At 37.9% G+C, this 17,736-nt stretch carries 17 protein-coding genes and 3 riboswitches; of the genes, 5 read left to right on the top strand and 12 right to left on the bottom strand.

Annotation, left to right across the window (positions count from 1 at the left end):
- Positions 1-71 precede the first annotated feature (71 nt).
- The 3 genes from NYE61_RS20060 (at position 72) to fetB (ending at position 2,625) form a co-directional block, all read left to right on the top strand.
- Positions 72-938 carry a YitT family protein gene (locus tag NYE61_RS20060; protein WP_095310755.1) on the top strand — a complete coding sequence of 289 codons (867 nt, stop codon included), beginning with the start codon at positions 72-74 and terminating at the stop codon, positions 936-938.
- 197 nt (positions 939-1,135) lie between these two features.
- Entirely contained in the window at positions 1,136-1,867 is a 732-nt protein-coding gene (locus NYE61_RS20055; protein WP_095310757.1) for a phosphate ABC transporter ATP-binding protein, read from the top strand.
- Positions 1,864-2,625 (top strand): iron export ABC transporter permease subunit FetB, encoded by a 762-nt coding sequence (fetB, locus tag NYE61_RS20050; protein ID WP_303447596.1) that lies wholly within the window; start codon positions 1,864-1,866, stop codon positions 2,623-2,625. The genes NYE61_RS20055 and fetB overlap by 4 nt, the downstream gene beginning before the upstream one ends.
- Positions 2,626-2,719: 94 nt before the next feature.
- On the opposite strand, the gene NYE61_RS20045 is transcribed toward fetB, so the two are convergent.
- The 9 genes from NYE61_RS20045 to NYE61_RS20005 form a co-directional block, all read right to left on the bottom strand.
- Entirely contained in the window at positions 2,720-4,048 is a 1,329-nt protein-coding gene (locus tag NYE61_RS20045; RefSeq protein WP_339316451.1) for an LLM class flavin-dependent oxidoreductase, read from the bottom strand.
- Between the two features lie 19 nt (positions 4,049-4,067).
- On the bottom strand, positions 4,068-4,847 hold the full coding sequence (locus NYE61_RS20040) for an ABC transporter permease subunit (RefSeq protein ID WP_303447595.1): 780 nt from the start codon (positions 4,845-4,847) through the stop codon (positions 4,068-4,070).
- 152 nt (positions 4,848-4,999) lie between these two features.
- Entirely contained in the window at positions 5,000-5,959 is a 960-nt protein-coding gene (locus NYE61_RS20035) for an aliphatic sulfonate ABC transporter substrate-binding protein (RefSeq protein WP_339316449.1), read from the bottom strand.
- A gap of 18 nt (positions 5,960-5,977) precedes the next feature.
- Positions 5,978-7,102 carry an LLM class flavin-dependent oxidoreductase gene (locus NYE61_RS20030; RefSeq protein WP_251659242.1) on the bottom strand — a complete coding sequence of 375 codons (1,125 nt, stop codon included), beginning with the start codon at positions 7,100-7,102 and terminating at the stop codon, positions 5,978-5,980.
- Positions 7,103-7,190: 88 nt separating this feature from the next.
- Positions 7,191-7,967, bottom strand: a complete 777-nt coding sequence (locus NYE61_RS20025; protein WP_339316446.1) for an ATP-binding cassette domain-containing protein — start codon at positions 7,965-7,967, stop codon at positions 7,191-7,193.
- Between the two features lie 29 nt (positions 7,968-7,996).
- Positions 7,997-8,359 carry a hypothetical protein gene (locus NYE61_RS20020; RefSeq protein ID WP_251659245.1) on the bottom strand — a complete coding sequence of 121 codons (363 nt, stop codon included), beginning with the start codon at positions 8,357-8,359 and terminating at the stop codon, positions 7,997-7,999.
- A 32-nt stretch (positions 8,360-8,391) separates the two neighbouring features.
- Positions 8,392-9,702: an O-acetylhomoserine aminocarboxypropyltransferase/cysteine synthase family protein gene (locus tag NYE61_RS20015; protein ID WP_339316442.1), complete on the bottom strand. Its 1,311-nt coding sequence runs from the start codon at positions 9,700-9,702 to the stop codon at positions 8,392-8,394.
- 357 nt (positions 9,703-10,059) lie between these two features.
- Positions 10,060-10,167, bottom strand: a riboswitch (SAM riboswitch).
- A 15-nt stretch (positions 10,168-10,182) separates the two neighbouring features.
- Positions 10,183-11,151 (bottom strand): alpha-L-glutamate ligase, encoded by a 969-nt coding sequence (locus tag NYE61_RS20010; protein ID WP_339316440.1) that lies wholly within the window; start codon positions 11,149-11,151, stop codon positions 10,183-10,185.
- An 18-nt stretch (positions 11,152-11,169) separates the two neighbouring features.
- Positions 11,170-12,222, bottom strand: a complete 1,053-nt coding sequence (locus NYE61_RS20005) for an LLM class flavin-dependent oxidoreductase (RefSeq protein ID WP_339316438.1) — start codon at positions 12,220-12,222, stop codon at positions 11,170-11,172.
- 87 nt (positions 12,223-12,309) lie between these two features.
- A riboswitch (SAM riboswitch) is annotated at positions 12,310-12,416 on the bottom strand.
- Between the two features lie 127 nt (positions 12,417-12,543).
- Positions 12,544-12,650: riboswitch (SAM riboswitch) on the top strand.
- Between the two features lie 381 nt (positions 12,651-13,031).
- Between NYE61_RS20005 and ssuE the strand changes: the two genes are divergently transcribed.
- Both ssuE and NYE61_RS19995 read left to right on the top strand, forming a co-directional pair.
- A complete protein-coding gene (gene ssuE, locus NYE61_RS20000) occupies positions 13,032-13,583 on the top strand; it encodes an NADPH-dependent FMN reductase (RefSeq protein WP_339316436.1) in 552 nt (183 codons plus the stop codon).
- A gap of 34 nt (positions 13,584-13,617) precedes the next feature.
- Positions 13,618-14,991 carry an LLM class flavin-dependent oxidoreductase gene (locus NYE61_RS19995; protein ID WP_339316434.1) on the top strand — a complete coding sequence of 458 codons (1,374 nt, stop codon included), beginning with the start codon at positions 13,618-13,620 and terminating at the stop codon, positions 14,989-14,991.
- Positions 14,992-15,057: 66 nt separating this feature from the next.
- Here the strand turns inward: NYE61_RS19995 and NYE61_RS19990 are convergent, their stop codons facing one another.
- From NYE61_RS19990 to NYE61_RS19980, 3 genes are all read right to left on the bottom strand, one after another.
- Complete coding sequence (locus NYE61_RS19990) at positions 15,058-15,381, bottom strand: hypothetical protein (RefSeq protein ID WP_339316432.1); 324 nt, start codon at positions 15,379-15,381, stop codon at positions 15,058-15,060.
- Between the two features lie 171 nt (positions 15,382-15,552).
- Positions 15,553-17,070 carry a PASTA domain-containing protein gene (locus NYE61_RS19985; RefSeq protein ID WP_339316430.1) on the bottom strand — a complete coding sequence of 506 codons (1,518 nt, stop codon included), beginning with the start codon at positions 17,068-17,070 and terminating at the stop codon, positions 15,553-15,555.
- A complete protein-coding gene (locus tag NYE61_RS19980; RefSeq protein WP_095310783.1) occupies positions 17,063-17,734 on the bottom strand; it encodes an ABC transporter ATP-binding protein in 672 nt (223 codons plus the stop codon). Before NYE61_RS19980 ends, NYE61_RS19985 begins: the two co-directional genes overlap by 8 nt.
- Positions 17,735-17,736: the final 2 nt, after the last annotated feature.

The following is a 17,736-nucleotide window of genomic DNA, read 5'->3' as shown; positions in this document are numbered from 1 at the left end:
GCTATTTACTCTAATGCTCGCAAATGATAAAGTAAATAAGGTTAGGTTGAAAACGGAAAGGAAATAAGCGAATGAAAAAATTAAAACAGAATAAATCAATGATGGAATATATCTATATTATCCTTGGCGCCACACTTGTCGGACTTTCTTATAACACATTTTTTCTGCCAGCAAAGCTTGCGGCAGGTGGTATATCAGGAATTAGCACCATCCTATTTGAAATATACGCACTAAGTCCAGCACTTGTTCAACTCGTGATTAACATACCAATCTTCTTTATTGGCTGGTTTGCGTTAGGTAAAGACTTCAGCTTCAAAACACTGCTAGGTACATTTTGGGTTCCTTTGATTATTTATCTTTCAGCGGATATTCCGATTGAAATTACGAATCCACTGCTAGGAGCTCTTTACGGTGGAATCTTACTCGGTATTGGACTAGGTATTGTTTATAAAGGAAATGGATCAACAGGTGGAACGGCAGCAATCGCACAAATCGTAAAGAAGTTCACCGGTATATCAAGCGGGTATTCTCAATTTATTGTGGACGGGCTTGTCGTAATTGCCTCCATCATCGTATTTAGTTTAGAACTCACTTTATTTGCGCTATTAGCTATCTACATTAGTGGAAAAGCAATTGATTTTGTTCAATTACGAACAACAGCGACAAAGTTAATTTTAATCATTACCGATGAAGAAGAAAAAATTCAAACTCTTATTCATGAAGGAATCGACCGTGGTTTAACGAAAGTTCGATCTGTCGGCGGCTATTCTAACCTTGATAAGACAATGATTCTCTGTGTAACTGAACAACAAGAGGCCGTGCAGCTGAAAAAACTGTTGCAAAAAGAAGCTCCTTCAACTTTTGTTATTTTTATTAATGCATCTGAAATTTTAGGCCGCGGTTTTTCTCTAGATCGTTATTATGGTCAAAAATTATAAGGTTTCTAGTGGCATGCATGTAGCATGCCTTCTTTAAGTTCACTTCTCTTTTCTGTGCATAATTTTAGCATCATTATTAAAAATAAACGATAATAAGTATTGTCACAATTATAAACCTTGTTATTAGGGAACGATTTATTAAGCGTGTTTAAAAGAAAATTAAAACAGGCTTGTATTATGAAAAAAGGTGGAGCACAATGACAGCAAGCAACAATACAGTAATTCAGTTAAACCATGTGAATTATTTTGATGGAGACGTACATATTTTAAAGGATATTACCGGCTCCTTTCCTGAAGGGAAAATAACAACATTGGTTGGACCTTCAGGCGCTGGGAAAACAACATTATTTAGATTATGTAATGGACTTATATCACCAAAATCCGGTGAAATTTATATTAAAAATAAACCGATTACGGATTATGAACCAACCACATTACGTCGCAATATCGGGTTAGCATTACAAAGTGCAACTATGATAAGTGGTACGGTTTTTTCAAACTTAGCCCTGCCTTTAACATTACAAGGTAAACAGTTAAAAGAGGAAAAAGCAAAGGAATTACTGCGCGATGTTCGCTTAGATGAAGAATTTTTATATCGAAATGTCAAGGATTTATCTGGTGGACAGCGACAAAAAGTTTCAGTAGCGAGGACGCTTGTAAATCGACCAAAAGTTTTATTGCTTGATGAGATTACTTCTTCACTTGACCGTGTTTCACAACAAGATATTGAGGAATTGATTGTGAAAATTAACCAGAAATATCGTACAACAATTATATGGATTACCCACAATTTACAGCAGGCCTTATCAGTTGGGGATTATACATGGGTGATGATGAACGGAGAAGTTGTTGAAACTGGAGAAACTAGCCTTCTGGATAACCCTCAAGATGAAAGAGTAAAACAATTTGTAGAGGGGGTTAATGTATGAGCTATTTGACATTAGCCTTAGCTCTTATTTTCGTCTTGATACCAATTTTATTATCAAAAACGCTTAATCTAGGATTAGAAAAAGATACCATTGTCGCAGTGATTCGCTCAACGATACAATTATTAGCAGTTGGCTTTGTTCTGCAATTCGTATTTGACTCAGAAAGTATGATCTTTATCATACTCATGATTATGTTGATGATTTTTGCTGCAACACATAATGCAAGGAAAAAAGGTGTTACGATAAAAGGGATTACATGGAAACTCGTTTCGACATATGTTTTCATCGAAGTATTAACTCAAAGTATTTTACTCGGGTTCCACATTATACCACCCACGGCTCAATATATTATTCCCATTAGTGGTATGATGATCGGGAATTCGATGGTGCTTTCGATTCTATTTCTTAATCGGTTTACAGCTGAAATTGATACCCATCAAGATAAAGCAGAGCTAATTCTATCCCTTGGCGGAACACCAAAGCAAGCAATTCATAAACAACTTATTACATCGATTCAAGCAAGTACAATACCGACAATTGAAAGCCAGAAAACAATTGGGCTCGTTCAGCTTCCTGGAATGATGAGTGGACAAATCATTGCGGGTGCAGATCCTATACAAGCTGTACAATTTCAATTACTTATTCTTTTTCTAGTTTTAACTTCTGCTGTCGTTACAAGTGCCATGCTAGGATTCTTATCCTATCCAAGTCTATTTAACAATCGGATGCAATTGTTGAAGAATGATAAGAATACTTAAACTGATTCGCAGTAGCTTTTATAATTTAACCTCGTGTTTGAATGTTATTATGAACAGAAATTATAGAGGCATGCAGCAGACATGCCTCTACATATTATCTGGTTTTTAATGCTGAATATTTAGACTCCGGCATTAACAAACCTAAATGGCCCCGAAGTGTACTGTAATCATATTCCTTTCTAAATAGCCCGCGCTGCTGAAGTATTGGAATAACTTGTTCAACAAATTCGCTTAAGCCACCAGGTAAATATTGAGGCATTAAATTAAAACCATCCGCACCTTCAGCTACAATCCAAGCTTCTAATTGGTCTGCAATCTGTTCCGGTGTACCGAATATCGTGAAATGTCCTCTTGCACCAGCAATTCGTTTATAAAGCTCCCTAATTGTTAAGTTTTCTCGCCTCGCCAGTTCAATTATTAATTCTCTTCTGCTTTGGTTTCCATTCGTTTTCGGGATTTCATCCGGAAGTTGATCATCAAGTGAAAGATTTGAGAAATCCATACCACCAAGATAATCGGATAAGAAATCAAGTCCAATCTCTGAAACAATCAGGTCTTGTAATTGCTCATATTTCTCTTTAGCCTCAGCCTCTGTCCTGCCTATAAAAGGGGAAACACCTGGCATAATTTTTACTTCATCCGGTTTTCTTCCAGAGGCAATTACCTTTTTCTTTACTTTTTTATAAAATTGTTGTGCCCCTTCAAGCGTCTGCTGTGCTGTGAAAATAACATCCGCTGTCTGGGCCGCAAGCGTTGTGCCAGCTTCTGAAGACCCCGCCTGAACGATAACTGGATGACCTTGCGGTGAACGCGATGCATTTAATGGTCCTTTTACAGAAAAATGCTTTCCTTCATGATTCAATGAATGCAACTTATCAGAATTAAAGTAAACACCAGATTCTTTATCACGAATAAGTACTCCGTCTTCCCAACTATCCCATAAACCTTTCACGACTTCGACAAATTCACCTGCTCGTTCATAGCGTAGGTCATGCGCTAAATGTTCCTTCTTACTAAAATTGCTTGCTTCGTGCTCATAATAGGACGTCACCACATTCCATGCTGATCTTCCATTGCTTATATGATCTAGTGAAGCAAATTTTCTAGCTAGATGAAATGGCTCATTGTATGTTGTTGATGCTGTAGCTGCAAGACCAATTTTTTTTGTAACAGCAGCTAATGCAGGAAGAAGTGTAAGCGGATCTAGCCTTACTAATTCTGCAGGGTGTGATAATCGATGAAAAGAAAGACCATCACTTAAAAAAATCATATCTAGCTTTCCTTTCTCAGCAATTTCAGCAACTTCACGATAAAAGTTAAAATCTTCAAATCCATCGGCTGGAACATCTGGGTGTCTCCATGAGGCCATATGATGACCTGTTCCCATAAGAAAAACACCTAAAGCTATCTGTTTTTTCTCCACTGTTTTCAATCCTTTCATACTATTTCTTTTGATAAACTGGATTCCACTTTAGGAGTCTGCTCTCTAATAGCTTCGCAAGAGAATCTGCCAGCTTCCCTAAAAGTGCGTATAGTAATATCGCTAGAACAACGATATCAAGTTGCATAAATTCTCGGGCATTATTTGACATGTAACCAATTCCAGAGGAAGCTGCTACTGTTTCTGCTACGATTAACGTTACCCACATTGTTCCCAGTGCATATCGAATTCCAACTAAAATAGATGGCAGTGCTCCCCTCAGTACAATTTTTGAAAAAAGCTTCTGCCTTGATAATCGATAAACATTTCCCATTTCAATTAGCCCCTTATCAACCGAACGAATGCCGTGATACGTGTTTATATAAATTGGAAAAAAGACACCAATAGCTACCAAAATAACTTTGGGCTCTTCACCAACCCCAAACCATAATATAATAAGTGGAATTAAAGCTAAATGTGGGATATTACGGAACATTTGAACGGTAGTGTCTAAATGTTTCTCCGCAATCGGATATATTCCATTTAATAAACCAAAAATTAACCCTAATCCACCACCGATTATAAAACCGGTTAATGCACGGTTAAAGCTAATAAAAATATGAGTCCACAGATCTCCATTCACAGCCATTTGAGCACCCGCTTGAACAACTTCCAAAGGGGGAGGCAATATGCTGCCTGAAATTGATCTGTTCATTGTAAATAACTGCCAACCCAATAACAATGCTACCGGAATTATCCACGGGGCTATTCGGTCATAAAAACTACTAGTTTTTTCTTTCACTTTTTTCACTTCCTTTTACTTACATAATTCATCCGTGAACTTATGAACTATGAATAGAATGTTTGGTGGTACACACCTAGATTTCACTTATGCAGATAGGAAGGTCTATACTTTCCTATCTGCTAAGCTAGCCATTAATTAACTGATTTTAATTATTTATTTTCTGGATACCAAATGTTCTCTGTGAAGTCTATTTCATTATTAATTAACCCAATGTCTAATAAATCTTTTGCTTCGACTTGTAAATCTTCTATTGCTTGATTGTCTATAAACTGTACATTGGATTGTTTTCTTGCTAAGACCGTTCCCCATGTGGCCGAAGGAATTTTGGTCGCTTCTTCTAATAGCTCAGCTGCTTCAGTAGGATCCGCATCAATACTCTTGCCAACTTGTGATAAGTGTTCAATGAATAATTCGACTACCTCAGGAGCTTCCTCGGTTATCTCAGAAGTCGCAAAGTAAAATGATCTGTATGGAACAATATCTTCTGCTGTCTGTAAAACCACATTCCCTCTAGATTCAGCATCAGCTAAATATGGATCCCAAACAACCCATGCATCTACCTCTCCTTTTTCAAAAGCAAGACTAGCATCTGGTGGATTAAGAATGACAGATTCAATATCATCAATCGATAAATCGACAGCGTGAAGCGATTTCGTTAATAAATATTGAGCAATCGATGCGTTATTATAAGCAACCTTCTTCCCTTTTAAATCTTCAAGAGACTGTATATCGGAATTTTCGCTTACTAAAATCCCCTCCGATGTTGGGGCAGATGGTTCACTAGCAATATATTTAAAGTCACTTCCTTTATCTAAAGCAAAAATAGACGGAATATCCCCGGCTCCTGCAAAGTCAATACTTCCAGAATTTAATGCTTCAAGAATTGAGCTACCAGTATTAAACTCCGACCAAGTAACTGTATAACCTAGATCTTCAAGTTCTTTTTGAAGCTCCCCATCATTCTTTAGAGTCAGTGTTGTGCCATTTTTCTGATAACCGATTTTAATTTCATCCGAGGAACCTGCAATCGCACTGCACCCTGCAAATAGAACGGATAGCAATAATATACTGAACAAAATGAACATGTTCCTTTTCGAAAAATAATCCATTTTATATACTCCTCTCACCTATACTGTTTGCCGTATGCTAATAATCTCATGCACCTTGGGTATAACCTTTTCACCTATTTCTTGTATTGTTTCTAAATGCGGGAAACCCCGTAACAATACTTTATCGAATCCTAAATCAGCAAATTCCACAATCCGTGCTGCAACCTGATCTGGCGTTCCAACGAGTGCAATCGAATTTCCAGACAATACCTGGGTCAGTCCCGCCCACAAATTAGGGCCAATCTTAAAATTATTTTCTCGCCCTTCTTCCATTAATTGGTGCAGCCTTTTTACACCAACGGAATCACCTTTTGCTGTTGCCTGCTTTTTCTCGTTTAACAAATCAATTTCAGCCTTTGTGAGCAGTCTATCAGCATTCTTATAAGCTTCTTCTTCTGTCTGACCTAATACAACTTGAAAAGAAACACTATAACTCAATTCCCGATTGTAAGCTGCTGTCCGTTTCTTCATTTCGTTAATTCGTTCTTTCGTATTTTCCAGTGTTTCCCCCCATAACATATAAACATCAGACTCCGCTGCTGCTACGTCCTTACCAACATCTGATGCGCCACCAAAATATATTTTTGGTATAGCTTCAGGCTTTGGAAATAATGTTGATCCTTGAAGTTTATAAAATTCACCTTCATGATTAACGGTTTCTTCTGTAAATAGTCGTTTCAATACTTGAATATACTCCCGAGTTCTCCGGTATCTTGTTCCATGATCCAAAAAATCACCATCAGCAGCTAAATCCACTGGAGAACCTCCTGTTACCACATTAACGAGCGCTCTTCCTCTTGACCAATAATCTACTGTAGCAAACTGTTTAGCAAATATAGTTGGTTGAATCGAACCCGGGCGAATCGCAAAAAGAAATTTTAAGCGATCTGTCTGACCGATCAAATTAGCTGCAACAACTAGGGAATCCAGGCACCCTCCACCTGTTGGCAATAACAATGTTGAGAATCCTCCTTTTTCTGCTGCTTGTGCAATATCCCTAATATATTCAAATGTAGGCAGTCTTTCCGAACTTTCATCTGTCCCTGTCCAAGGGTTCACTTTTCTGCGTGAAGCATTATTGCTGGATGCGCCAACAAACTCTCCATCGCCTGATGTTGGTGCCATTGTAATAAATTCAACCATGTTAAAACCTCCACAATGTTATATATTTAACTTCTTTTTTCAAAGCCGTTGATATAAGAATAAAACTGCAATCAATCACATAGTAAAGTTATTCATTTCCAACTTTTCTCATCCTGTGTTCCTGTATATCAAGCTTTTGTTTTCCAAGTACACTCGATAAAAGTTCTTCTTCTAACTTTGCAAATTTTGGATTTGATCGAGTTCTTGGTCTTGGGAGATCTATTCGCAAATCCAGTTTCACCGAACCGTTTTCAATTAAAATAACACGGTCCGCAAGCTTAATTGCCTCACTCATATCATGAGTAACCAGAATCGTTGTAAATTTCTGTTTCAACCAAAGTTCCTCAATAAGTAACTGCATTTCTAACCTAGTCAACGCATCAAGCGCTCCCAATGGTTCATCAAGAAGCATCAATTTTGGTATTGATGCCAATGCTCTAGCTAAAGCAATCCGTTGCTTTTGTCCTCCTGATAAAACGGCTGGCCACTCTTTTGCCCTCTCTTCTAAGCCGACTTGTTGTAAAGCCCACTTCGCTTGTTCCATCCATTCTTTCTTTAAACCTAATCCAACTCCAACATTCTCCAGAACTGTTAACCAAGGCAATAACCGAGCATCTTGAAACATAATTCGTGCCTGTTTATTTAAACCATCTAATAGGATATCATCCTGCTTAACCTCTCCGGTGGTTGCTTTCTCAAGGCCAGCAATATGTCTAAGCAAGGTACTTTTTCCGCATCCACTCTTTCCAACAATTGCAATAAATTCACCAGGATTGATACGTAGATCAACTTCACGCAATACTTCTAAATGTCCAAAGGATTTTTCGAGTTGGTTGATTTCCAATTCGACACCTAAATTTGTCATTCTAGAGAGAGCCTCCTTCTCATTCATTTTTAAAAACTAGGAGCAATTTCATTTTCTGGCAACTCTGATTGATGCAAAAGTAAATTGGACTTAATTCTATCTTCAAATTGGTCAAATGAGATTGAATTGCTTAACTGAAAAAACTGAATACCATCATTTCTAGCTTTTTCATATGACAGTTCACAGAATGTCTGTGGTGGGGCAACGAATGCCTCCACACCTTGCTTTTCAGCAAATTTTAATGCTGCACCCCTTCTTCCTTCTTTTAAATGTACAGCTGGATTTTCATAGTCTGCAACCTGTTTAGTTTTTGAATTATAAATCCGTAAAACCTTTCCTTCAACAATTGGTACGATAAACTTCCTTTCATCCAGTACTGCAGCAATAATCATACTTTTCTCTCCTCACTTCTTTGTATTTTTCTTTATTCTACAAAACTAGCTCCCAGGCTTTTCCGTAAAGCGGAATTAATATCAGCTTTTATATCCTCAGCATCTTCTAATCCGACCGATATTCGAATTAATTCTGGTGTAACACCGGTAATTCGCTGCTCTTCTGGTGATAATCTAGAGTGGGTCGTACTTGCCGGATGGATAACAAGTGTTTTTGAATCACCTACATTAGCGACATGTGATAAAAGCTTTACCGATTGGATAAACGTTTTTGCCGCTTCAAGTCCTCCTTTTATGCCAAATGTAAAGATTGCTCCTGCTCCACGAGGTAAATAAGTTTCCGCAAGCTCAAATTGACCATCTCCTTTTAAACTAGGGTAGTTTACCCATGTTACAAGTTCATGCTCATTTAAATACGCAGCAATCTGTTTCGTATTTTCGACATGCTGTTTCATTCGAAGCGACAGTGATTCAAGCCCTTGAATAAATAACCAACCATTAAAAGGAGATAAGGCTGTTCCAAGATCATGCCCTAACTCAAATCTAGCTTTTGAAATAAAAGCACTTTCACTAGTCAGTTCCACATATGATTGGTTATTTAGTGAATCTTTGGGTGTTGTAAATTCTGGAAAGTTACCATTTGCCCAGTTAAACTTTCCTGCATCGATAATGATTCCGCCAATCGATGTTCCATGCCCACCAATAAATTTCGTTGTCGAATGAATAACAATATCTGCTCCAAATGCGATCGGGCATTGGAGATACGGTGTCGTGAAAGTAGAATCTGCAACTAAAGGTATACCGTGTTCATCAGCTATTTGGCCTAATTTTTCGATATCAGCTATTTGCAGCCCAGGATTCCCAATTGTCTCCGTAAAAATTGCCTTTGTATTTGCATTAATCGCATTGGTTATTTCTGAGAAATTTGTTCCATCAACGAAACGAACCGTTACACCAAAACGTTTAAACGTTTCAGAGAAAAGATTGTACGTTCCACCGTATAATCCATTTGTTGTCACAATCTCATCTCCTACTTTTGCAAGTGTTAATAAAGCGATTGTGATGGCTGATTGTCCAGAAGAAACTGCAAATGCATCCACACCACCCTCTAACCCTGCTAGGCGTTTTTCAAGGACCCGGTTAGTTGGGTTCGCATTACGTGAATAAATATATCCTTCCTCCTGCATTTGAAATAGGGATGCAGCATGATCTGTGCTTTCAAACCCATAGGATGTTGTTTGATAGATAGGTACAGCCCTAGAATGTGTTACCGCATCAAGTTCTTGTCCCCCGTGCTGTGCAATAGTATTAAAATTTAAAATACCATCATGTTCATTCGTCATTTTTTATATCTCCTTTTCATTATTTAATGGCAGCAAAACTAATTTAATTAAACAGATAGGTTAACTTGGTTTAACAGATAAAAAAACATCGCTTTTAAAAAATGTTTTTCAATAACAAAGAGGCTGAAAGTGTTTTTATCAGTAAACATTCAAACATGATTGACAAAAATATCCGATTCGGAAATATACTTAGAGCATCAAGCGACAGATGGTGAGCACCCTTGTGATATGTACCCCAATGTCTCACCCATGCCCCTTCCGTCTACGTATATTTTCTGCGCTAAGTTTGTCTATCGTTCTTCATTTATTTAAATACTTTAGATATCTCGCAGCCTCTTTGAATTATCACATACACCCTCCTTATTTTCAGTGGAATTAAGAATTGGCACCTTGCTACTCAACTTATGACATAATTGCTGCCGCAGGATCATTAGACCAGATTCTTCCCCAGACTCTAGATAAGGATTTTTTATGGGTCAACTAATTTGCACTGGGGGAACTCCCTACATGTTCTCTCAATTTCTCCAGTTCACTCCCTAAAAACCTCGCTACTTCCAGCATACCGTATTTTCCGCTTTTTGCTTCTGCTTCGCTATTGTAGTTCGTATTTGTGTTAATATCGTACGTGTAAATATTCCCATCCTTATCCTCAATAAATTCGATTCCTGCAATACGAATATTATTCGCCGCTAGGACACGCTCATATTTTTCTAATACTGGATGATTAAATCCCTCACGAATTTGAAACTTAGCTGGCTGGGCACTTTCTTCACCCACCGGGCAAAAAAGATCATCGATTGTGCAACCATCTGCCGGACATAATTCAAATCCCTCTGATGTATCCACACGCACAGCATAAAGGAACTTTCCATTAACAAACTCACATCGCGTAATATAGGATTCCGGAGATTCAATATACTCTTGAAGTAACGTAACGCCATCAACCGGCTCTTCAAACGACTCCCCTTCCACATAATTTTGCAGTGCGTTTATGGAAGTAAATAATTGAACGCCCAAGCCTTTACCTGCACGATTATGCTTCGTTATAAACTTCTTCCCTTTAAAAGCTTCTGCTGCTTGTAAAATATTTTCTTTCCCTACAGCTGCAATTGTCTTTGGTGTCTTAACACCATACTTTTCAAGCTCAAGATATTGCAGAACCTTGCTTACTTCAAGCTGCAGTGCACGACTGCCGTTTATTACAGTTCTTCCATGATGCTCTAACCACGCGAGTACAGCATTCGTTAATTCTGGTGCAAACCGATTTCCACGGGTATGTGACGAGGCACTCATCCGATTGTAAAAAACCCCTTCTGGAGGTGCTGCACTAAGATCAACCGTACCATTATCAAGCAACCAATCTTCATAAGGTAAATTAAGCTCTTTTAATCGATTAATTAAATGCTCTGTCCACTCATTATTTTCATGGATAACGTATATTTTACTCATTTATAATTCTCCCCTAACTTAGATATGCGTTAATGAATTACGTAATTCTTCAACCTTAGGCATTACTTGCTTTGCAAAGCGTTCCAATTCTTCAAGCTGTGGAGAGCATTGTAATAATAGTTGATCTACTCCGGCTGCTTCATAAGCTAAAATTCGCTTTGCAATTTGTTCCGGTGTGCCAACAAGATTCGGACGCAATCCCCGGTTTGATACTGAGTAATCTTGCAATTTAAGCTGTTGCTCAAGCTCTGACTTCGTTGTAAAATCTTTCATACCTGCATAGCCTGCAGCATCTTTAACTGTCGTAATACGGTGTAATTCTTCCTGTGCCTCTTCCTCCGTATCTCTGCAAATAACATAGGCAGCCATACTAAATGATTGCAATGCTTCTTTTTCAGCCTTCTTTCTACGTCTCTTCATATCTTCAATTTTATTCCTAACTTCTTCCACCGTTCCGCCATGCATCACATATGCGTCACAATAAGCTGTAATAACTTGCTTTCCTTTTTCACTCTCACCACCAGCATATAAAATTGGATTTGGCCGTTGAACTGGCTTTGGTGATAAATTTGTATTTTTAATGTTATAAAACTTTCCATCATAAGAAAATGTCTCTTCCGTCCATAATCCTTTTAAAACTTCTAAAAATTCACTTGTACGATCATAGCGATCATTATGCTCTGTAAATTCTCCACCATACTGTTTGGCCTCTTCCTCCCACCAACCAGAGACAACATTTAAAGTGAATCGACCATTGCTAATTTGGTCAATATTTGCGGCCATTTTAGCAGTTACCGCCGGGTTATGGAATACCGGTCGGACAGCGGTCATAATTTCCATTTTCTCGGTAACAGCTGCCAGTGCTGCGGCAGTTGTCCATGCTTCAATAGAATCGGCTTCAATCCCTTTAATATCATTCAAATATAATTCAGCTATTAACGTTGTATCATAACCCCACGTTTCAGCGTGTTGAATGACTTTCTTTGCGTAATCAAATGTTGGTGGCATATTTTCATCCTCTACATTCCTTAGCCATCCACCAAAAATCGGTAACCAAAACCCATATTTCATTGTTCCATCTCCTCCTAACTTCTGTTCAACAAAAAACCTCTATTCTAGGATAAGAATAGAGGTTTTACATATTATGTATGTATGCTCTTCTTATCTTCCAAGCAGTCCGCTTGATGGAATTAGCACAGTATTCTTAAATGAACCTGTTGCCGAGGATTCTTTGGGCCATGTCCCTCCACCTCTCGTGATAAGATAAATCAAATAATGAAGTTGTTGGTTGAATAATAATATAGAACTTAAGAAATGTCAATCAATTAATTCTTATAATTCTTAGTTGACTTATATGATTTGATATATTAGAATATATCCAACAATTGAAAATTCTTATCAAGAGAAGCTGAGGGAACTGGCCCTATGACGCTTCAGCAACCACTAATTATTTTAGAAAGGTGCTACTTCCAGCAAGATTTTTTCTTGAGAGATAAGAGCTGATAAATGATGTAGTGTACCCTCTTTTCTCTTTTTAGAAGAAAAGGGGGTTTTTTACTCGTATTAAATATTTAGTACCTGTCAACTAAATTTAAACTGTGAACTAACTGCTGTGGTATGAGCAATTCCGCTAAATATACACAATGATCTAGCACTAGCGGTGGAAACAAACAGTGACTTCTGCCGGGGGACGGAGCCATAGTGAGACTTCAAAAACGACAGTTCAAAAAGGTTCACGGGTCCCCCGAATAAAGCGTAGTGTGTTTCCGTAGCGAGTATACGTACCAATCCATCATTACAGATTAGTGCAGTTTCTCAAAAGTCTAATATTAACCAGTGTTTCGTAGAGTACAAATAAAAAGCTAAAGGAGAATGTTTACATGAGCGAGATTGTAATTCTATCCGGAAGTCCTTCTGAGTTTTCAAGATCTGAGCAGGTGCTTAAATATTTAGGTACTTTATTAGAAGGTGAGCAATTCTCAGTAACGCATATTTCCGTAAAAGATGTAGCCTATGAAGATTTATTTCAAGGAAATTTCAATAGTACTGCTGTTAAAGAAATTGCAGTCAAAATCCAACATGCCAAAGGACTAATCGTCGGATCACCAGTATATAAAGGAGCATATTCCGGTGTGCTAAAAGCTTTGATTGATATATTGCCACAGGATATTTTGAAACATAAGCCAGTACTACCGCTTATGACAGGTGGAAGTCCCTCCCATTTACTTGCTGTCGAATATACGTTAAAGCCAGTTCTTGCTACATTAAAAGCACATAATTTAAAAGGTCTTTACCTATTGGATAGACAGATTGATAAGCAAAATCCCCTTCCAATTATTGATGAAGATATTTTACAACGAACAAAAAAACAACTCTTTTACTTTGTTCAGCTTATAAATAATCCAGTTGCTAGAGAAGTTGTTACGTACTAAAGATGCTATTCAATAATAAAAAGGGAGAAATAATATGACAAAAAAGCGTATTTTTTTAAATGCTTTCGATATGAATACTCCGGGACATCAATCACCTGGACTATGGACACATCCAGATGATCAGTCGCATCGATACAAAGATAGTGCCTATTGGACTGAGCTTGCAAAAACATTAGAAAATGGAAGATTCGATGCAGTCTTTATTGCAGATGTATTAGGGACCTATGATGTATATGGTGAATCCCGTGATGCAGCAGTAAGAAATGGTGTGCAATCACCAGTTAATGATCCATTTCTAATTGTTCCATACATGGCAGCAGTGACAAAGCATCTCGGTTTTGGAATTACTGCTTCTGTGACACATGAGCATCCATACACATTTGCTCGTAAAATCAGTACGTTAGATCATTTAACAAATGGACGTATTGGCTGGAACATCGTTACCTCTTATTTAAAAAGCGCAGCTGTTAATATGGGATTAGAAGATCAGATTAATCATGATGAACGCTATAATATTGCGGAGGAATATTTGGAAGTTTGCTATAAGCTTTGGGAAGAAAGCTGGGAAGATGATGCGGTAAAGCTTGACAAAGAAAATCGCGTTTTTACAGATCCAAGTAAAGTTCATGATATTAACCATCAAGGAAAATATTACCGGGTCCCTGGTGCTCATCTATGTGAGCCTTCTCCCCAACGGACCCCTGTTCTTTATCAGGCGGGCGCATCCAAAAAGGGGCGTGCTTTTGCTGCTAATAATGCGGAGCTTGTTTTCATTGGCGCACCAACGATTGCAACAGCAAAAGCAACCGTGGATAAACTGCAAGAAGATATCGAACGGGCAGGAAGATCCAAAGAAGAAATAAAAATTCTTACGATGTTTGTACCGATTGTTGGCAAAACAGAAGCAGAGGCTAAAGAAAAATATAAAGACTATCAACAATATATAAGTGCAGAAGGTGCACTAGCACTATTCGGTGGGTGGACTGGAGTCGATTTATCCCAGTACGCAAAGGATCAAGAAATCAGTTATATCGAAAATGATTCGATTCGGTCCGCACTTGAAAATTTCACAAAAATCCATCCTGATCGACCATCAACAGTAGAGGATGTTATCCAAACAATTGGTATTGGTGGAATGGGAGCAACGGCAATTGGCGCTCCCGAACAGATTGCAGATGAGATGGAGCGATGGGTCAACGAAGCTGGTATAGACGGATTTAACATCGCATATGCCATTACTCCAGGGTCTTTTAATGATTTCGTTGAGCTCGTCATACCTGTTTTACAAGAAAGAGGGCTTGTTCAAACCGAATATGAAGGAAGTACTTTAAGAGATAACTTATTTGGAAAAGGCGATAAGCTCCTTGATACGCATCCTGGAAGGAAAAAACACTTGCTTGTAAAGTAGAAATAACTAAAAAAGAAAGCATGCCATTTCATTATAGGCATGCTTTTTTACTGGTGAGTTTACCATTCAATGTCTGTGCTCCTCACTATGTATTACTTCTTCCAAAAATGTTTCAGATTTCGTATGATCATGTTCATCACAGTAATAAACAACTGTTTTTATTTTATGAGAAATATCACATACATATGAATATCTAAGGAGGTTTTTCATATACGAACCCTCATGAGAACCTACTTCCAATACAGTTGTATCCGTACTATATTCTACCCAATTATGATGTGATTCCTTATCATTACTCTCATGCTCTATTACTTCTGCATTCACTGTATTATATGACACTGCTAGGACAATTACTTGGAGAAGAACCACTGCAAAAATCAATTTTTTCATCAATTCACCCACTAATTTAAAGTCATTAAATAATTTCTGCCGTTTTTTATGAAAATATACATTTAGACTCAATTCTCTTGTATGGAAATTAAAAACAGGAGCACTATCCCTATAAATGATAGTACTCCCATTATAACTTTAAAGGCTTCTCAGTCTAAAATAATATTGCTTTTATTTCTCATAAACCTCATCGCTCTCATCACTTTCCACAGGTTGTTCCGGTCCGCCACCTACTACATAATCTTCCGGTGCATCCTCAAAGTAATCGGACGGATTCGGTGCTGCCGAAGCATTATTGCTGATACGGATTTCAACCGTATAAGTCATCCGAACAAATTCATTAAATACACCCATGTCCACGACGGTACCTTTCACTTCAGGGGAATCAACATATTTCACAATATAGTTAATATCGGCACCTTTCGAGTGATATTCTTCATAAAACAATCTTGGCAGATCGCCTTCTAACTGACCTCGAAAATCACGTAAATAAGGACTTCCTTCTGAATAAGTAACGGTAATATTCTTATTATCTTTATCCGTCAGCTTTGTTCCTGCCTCAACGGACTGTGAAATAAGTGTTCCGTATGAAACATCTGTGCTAAATTTATGTTTTACTGTCACGAGTAGATCAGGATAATTTGCCACAGCTTCTTCTGGAGTCAGCTCCCCAAAGTTCGGAACTTCAGTAGCTTCTCCCAATGAGACAACAACTTTCATTTTATCCCTTTTAGCAATTTTTTCATCTGGTGCTTCACTCTGACTAATAATATTCCCGGCTTCAATCGTGTCGGAATCCGATTCTTCATATGTCATTTCAATTTCATTGGTTTCTGCCCATTTTTCTACTTCTTCTTTGGCTACCCCAGCAAAATCAGGTATGTTGATATTCTTCTCGAAAACTTCTTTTCCTTTTGAATAATAGACAGCAGCACTATCTTTACGCTTGTATTCTGATTCATCAATGTTGCTATCCCTGATGGAAAACTGAATAAAGCCACCTTCTTCGATATCATCGCTATATTCTGTGACCATCTGCAAATTTTCTGCTTTATTTTCATCAATCCAGGTTTGCGCTTCCTCATGTGTCATCTCCGAAAAATCAACAAGCGGAATAACCTCTTCTGGGTCAGCTCCTAAGCTGCTAGTTAATTGAAGCGTTTTTCCTTTTCTAATCTTTTCTCCAGGAGATACACTTTGCGAAATAATCTGGTTTGCATCATACTCCATACTATATTCCTGCGCTAATTCAACCTCTACATCATTTTCACTTGCCCAAGCACGTGCTTCTGAAACAGGCTTGTCCACAAAATTTTCAACTTTCACATGAACAAGCATATAGTAAATGAAGAATATCAAAACACAAGCTATGACAGTTCCAGAAATAATCAGCCACATCCGGCGTCTTTTTTTCTTTCGATAATCCTGATCAATTTCTACTTCTTCTTCTGCGTCTTGACGGCGACTGCTTCTGGAAGAATTAGACTCTGACTTAAGCGGGGTATTACGCTCAGGTACTGTTTCTTCACTTTCCGCAGCAGAAGCTTGTTCTTCCTGCTTCCGCTGCGTTTCTATTTTTTCCTGCTTAACACTTTTCTCTTCTTTCTTATCTTTTATTTCTTTGTCTTCTTTTTCATTTACCAGATCATCATACTTGTCTTTATTAAACTTTGATAAAAAATCACTCATAGGAAGACAGTGCACCCTTCCTCAAATGGAAAGCCTGATCAGACTGTAAAGCAATTTCATTGGAGTGCGTTACCACAATGACACATTTCCCGTGTTCATGTGCCAATTTTTTAAAAATATCAATAATTTCCTGTTCCATCTCTTCATCAAGGTTTCCTGTAGGCTCATCAGCAAGAATTAATTCCACATTGGTCGCGAGAGCTCGGGCAATAGCCACACGCTGCTGCTCCCCCCCAGAAAGCTTATTAACGAAACGATCTGCTTTACTTTTTACAATACCAATATAATCTAGTAAATTATAAGCTACTGTCTTTGCATCTTCTGGAATTTCATTTTCCGTAATCGTCATAGGAACCAGTACATTTTCCACAGCTGTAAAGGTCGGTATTAAATTATAGCTTTGAAAAATAATCCCGACATTATTACGACGGTACTTTTCATAGCCAATTTTCTTAATGTCTTCTTCATTAAATAATACTTCTCCGCTATGGGGCGAATCCAAGGCACTGAGTAATGATAACAAGGTGGTTTTCCCTGAACCGGACTGCCCTAAAATCGTATAAAACTTCCCTTTTTCAAAAGAGACAGATGTATCCTTTAAGATATAACGACGCTGTTCGCCATCTTGATAATAATAATTTAAATCTTTCGCTTCTAATATCATAT

Origin of the sequence: Oceanobacillus sp. FSL W7-1304 (assembly GCF_037969805.1) — a bacterium.
GTDB lineage: Bacteria > Bacillota > Bacilli > Bacillales > Amphibacillaceae > Oceanobacillus > Oceanobacillus profundus.
Note: the sequence above shows the minus strand (reverse complement) of the source record. Positions and strands in the feature narration are given on the sequence as shown.

What these genes read in the sequence shown, in the direction of transcription:
- NYE61_RS20060 (WP_095310755.1), top strand. Translation starts at nt 72, where the DNA reads ATGAAAAAATTAAAACAGAATAAATCAATGATGGAATATATCTATATT.
- NYE61_RS20055 (WP_095310757.1), top strand. Translation starts at nt 1,136, where the DNA reads ATGACAGCAAGCAACAATACAGTAATTCAGTTAAACCATGTGAATTAT.
- fetB (WP_303447596.1), top strand. Translation starts at nt 1,864, where the DNA reads ATGAGCTATTTGACATTAGCCTTAGCTCTTATTTTCGTCTTGATACCA.
- NYE61_RS20035 (WP_339316449.1), bottom strand. Translation starts at nt 5,959, where the DNA reads ATGGATTATTTTTCGAAAAGGAACATGTTCATTTTGTTCAGTATATTA.
- NYE61_RS20030 (WP_251659242.1), bottom strand. Translation starts at nt 7,102, where the DNA reads ATGGTTGAATTTATTACAATGGCACCAACATCAGGCGATGGAGAGTTT.
- NYE61_RS20025 (WP_339316446.1), bottom strand. Translation starts at nt 7,967, where the DNA reads ATGACAAATTTAGGTGTCGAATTGGAAATCAACCAACTCGAAAAATCC.
- NYE61_RS20020 (WP_251659245.1), bottom strand. Translation starts at nt 8,359, where the DNA reads ATGATTATTGCTGCAGTACTGGATGAAAGGAAGTTTATCGTACCAATT.
- NYE61_RS20015 (WP_339316442.1), bottom strand. Translation starts at nt 9,702, where the DNA reads ATGACGAATGAACATGATGGTATTTTAAATTTTAATACTATTGCACAG.
- NYE61_RS20010 (WP_339316440.1), bottom strand. Translation starts at nt 11,151, where the DNA reads ATGAGTAAAATATACGTTATCCATGAAAATAATGAGTGGACAGAGCAT.
- NYE61_RS20005 (WP_339316438.1), bottom strand. Translation starts at nt 12,222, where the DNA reads ATGAAATATGGGTTTTGGTTACCGATTTTTGGTGGATGGCTAAGGAAT.
- ssuE (WP_339316436.1), top strand. Translation starts at nt 13,032, where the DNA reads ATGAGCGAGATTGTAATTCTATCCGGAAGTCCTTCTGAGTTTTCAAGA.
- NYE61_RS19995 (WP_339316434.1), top strand. Translation starts at nt 13,618, where the DNA reads ATGACAAAAAAGCGTATTTTTTTAAATGCTTTCGATATGAATACTCCG.
- NYE61_RS19990 (WP_339316432.1), bottom strand. Translation starts at nt 15,381, where the DNA reads ATGAAAAAATTGATTTTTGCAGTGGTTCTTCTCCAAGTAATTGTCCTA.
- NYE61_RS19985 (WP_339316430.1), bottom strand. Translation starts at nt 17,070, where the DNA reads ATGAGTGATTTTTTATCAAAGTTTAATAAAGACAAGTATGATGATCTG.
- NYE61_RS19980 (WP_095310783.1), bottom strand. Translation starts at nt 17,734, where the DNA reads ATGATATTAGAAGCGAAAGATTTAAATTATTATTATCAAGATGGCGAA.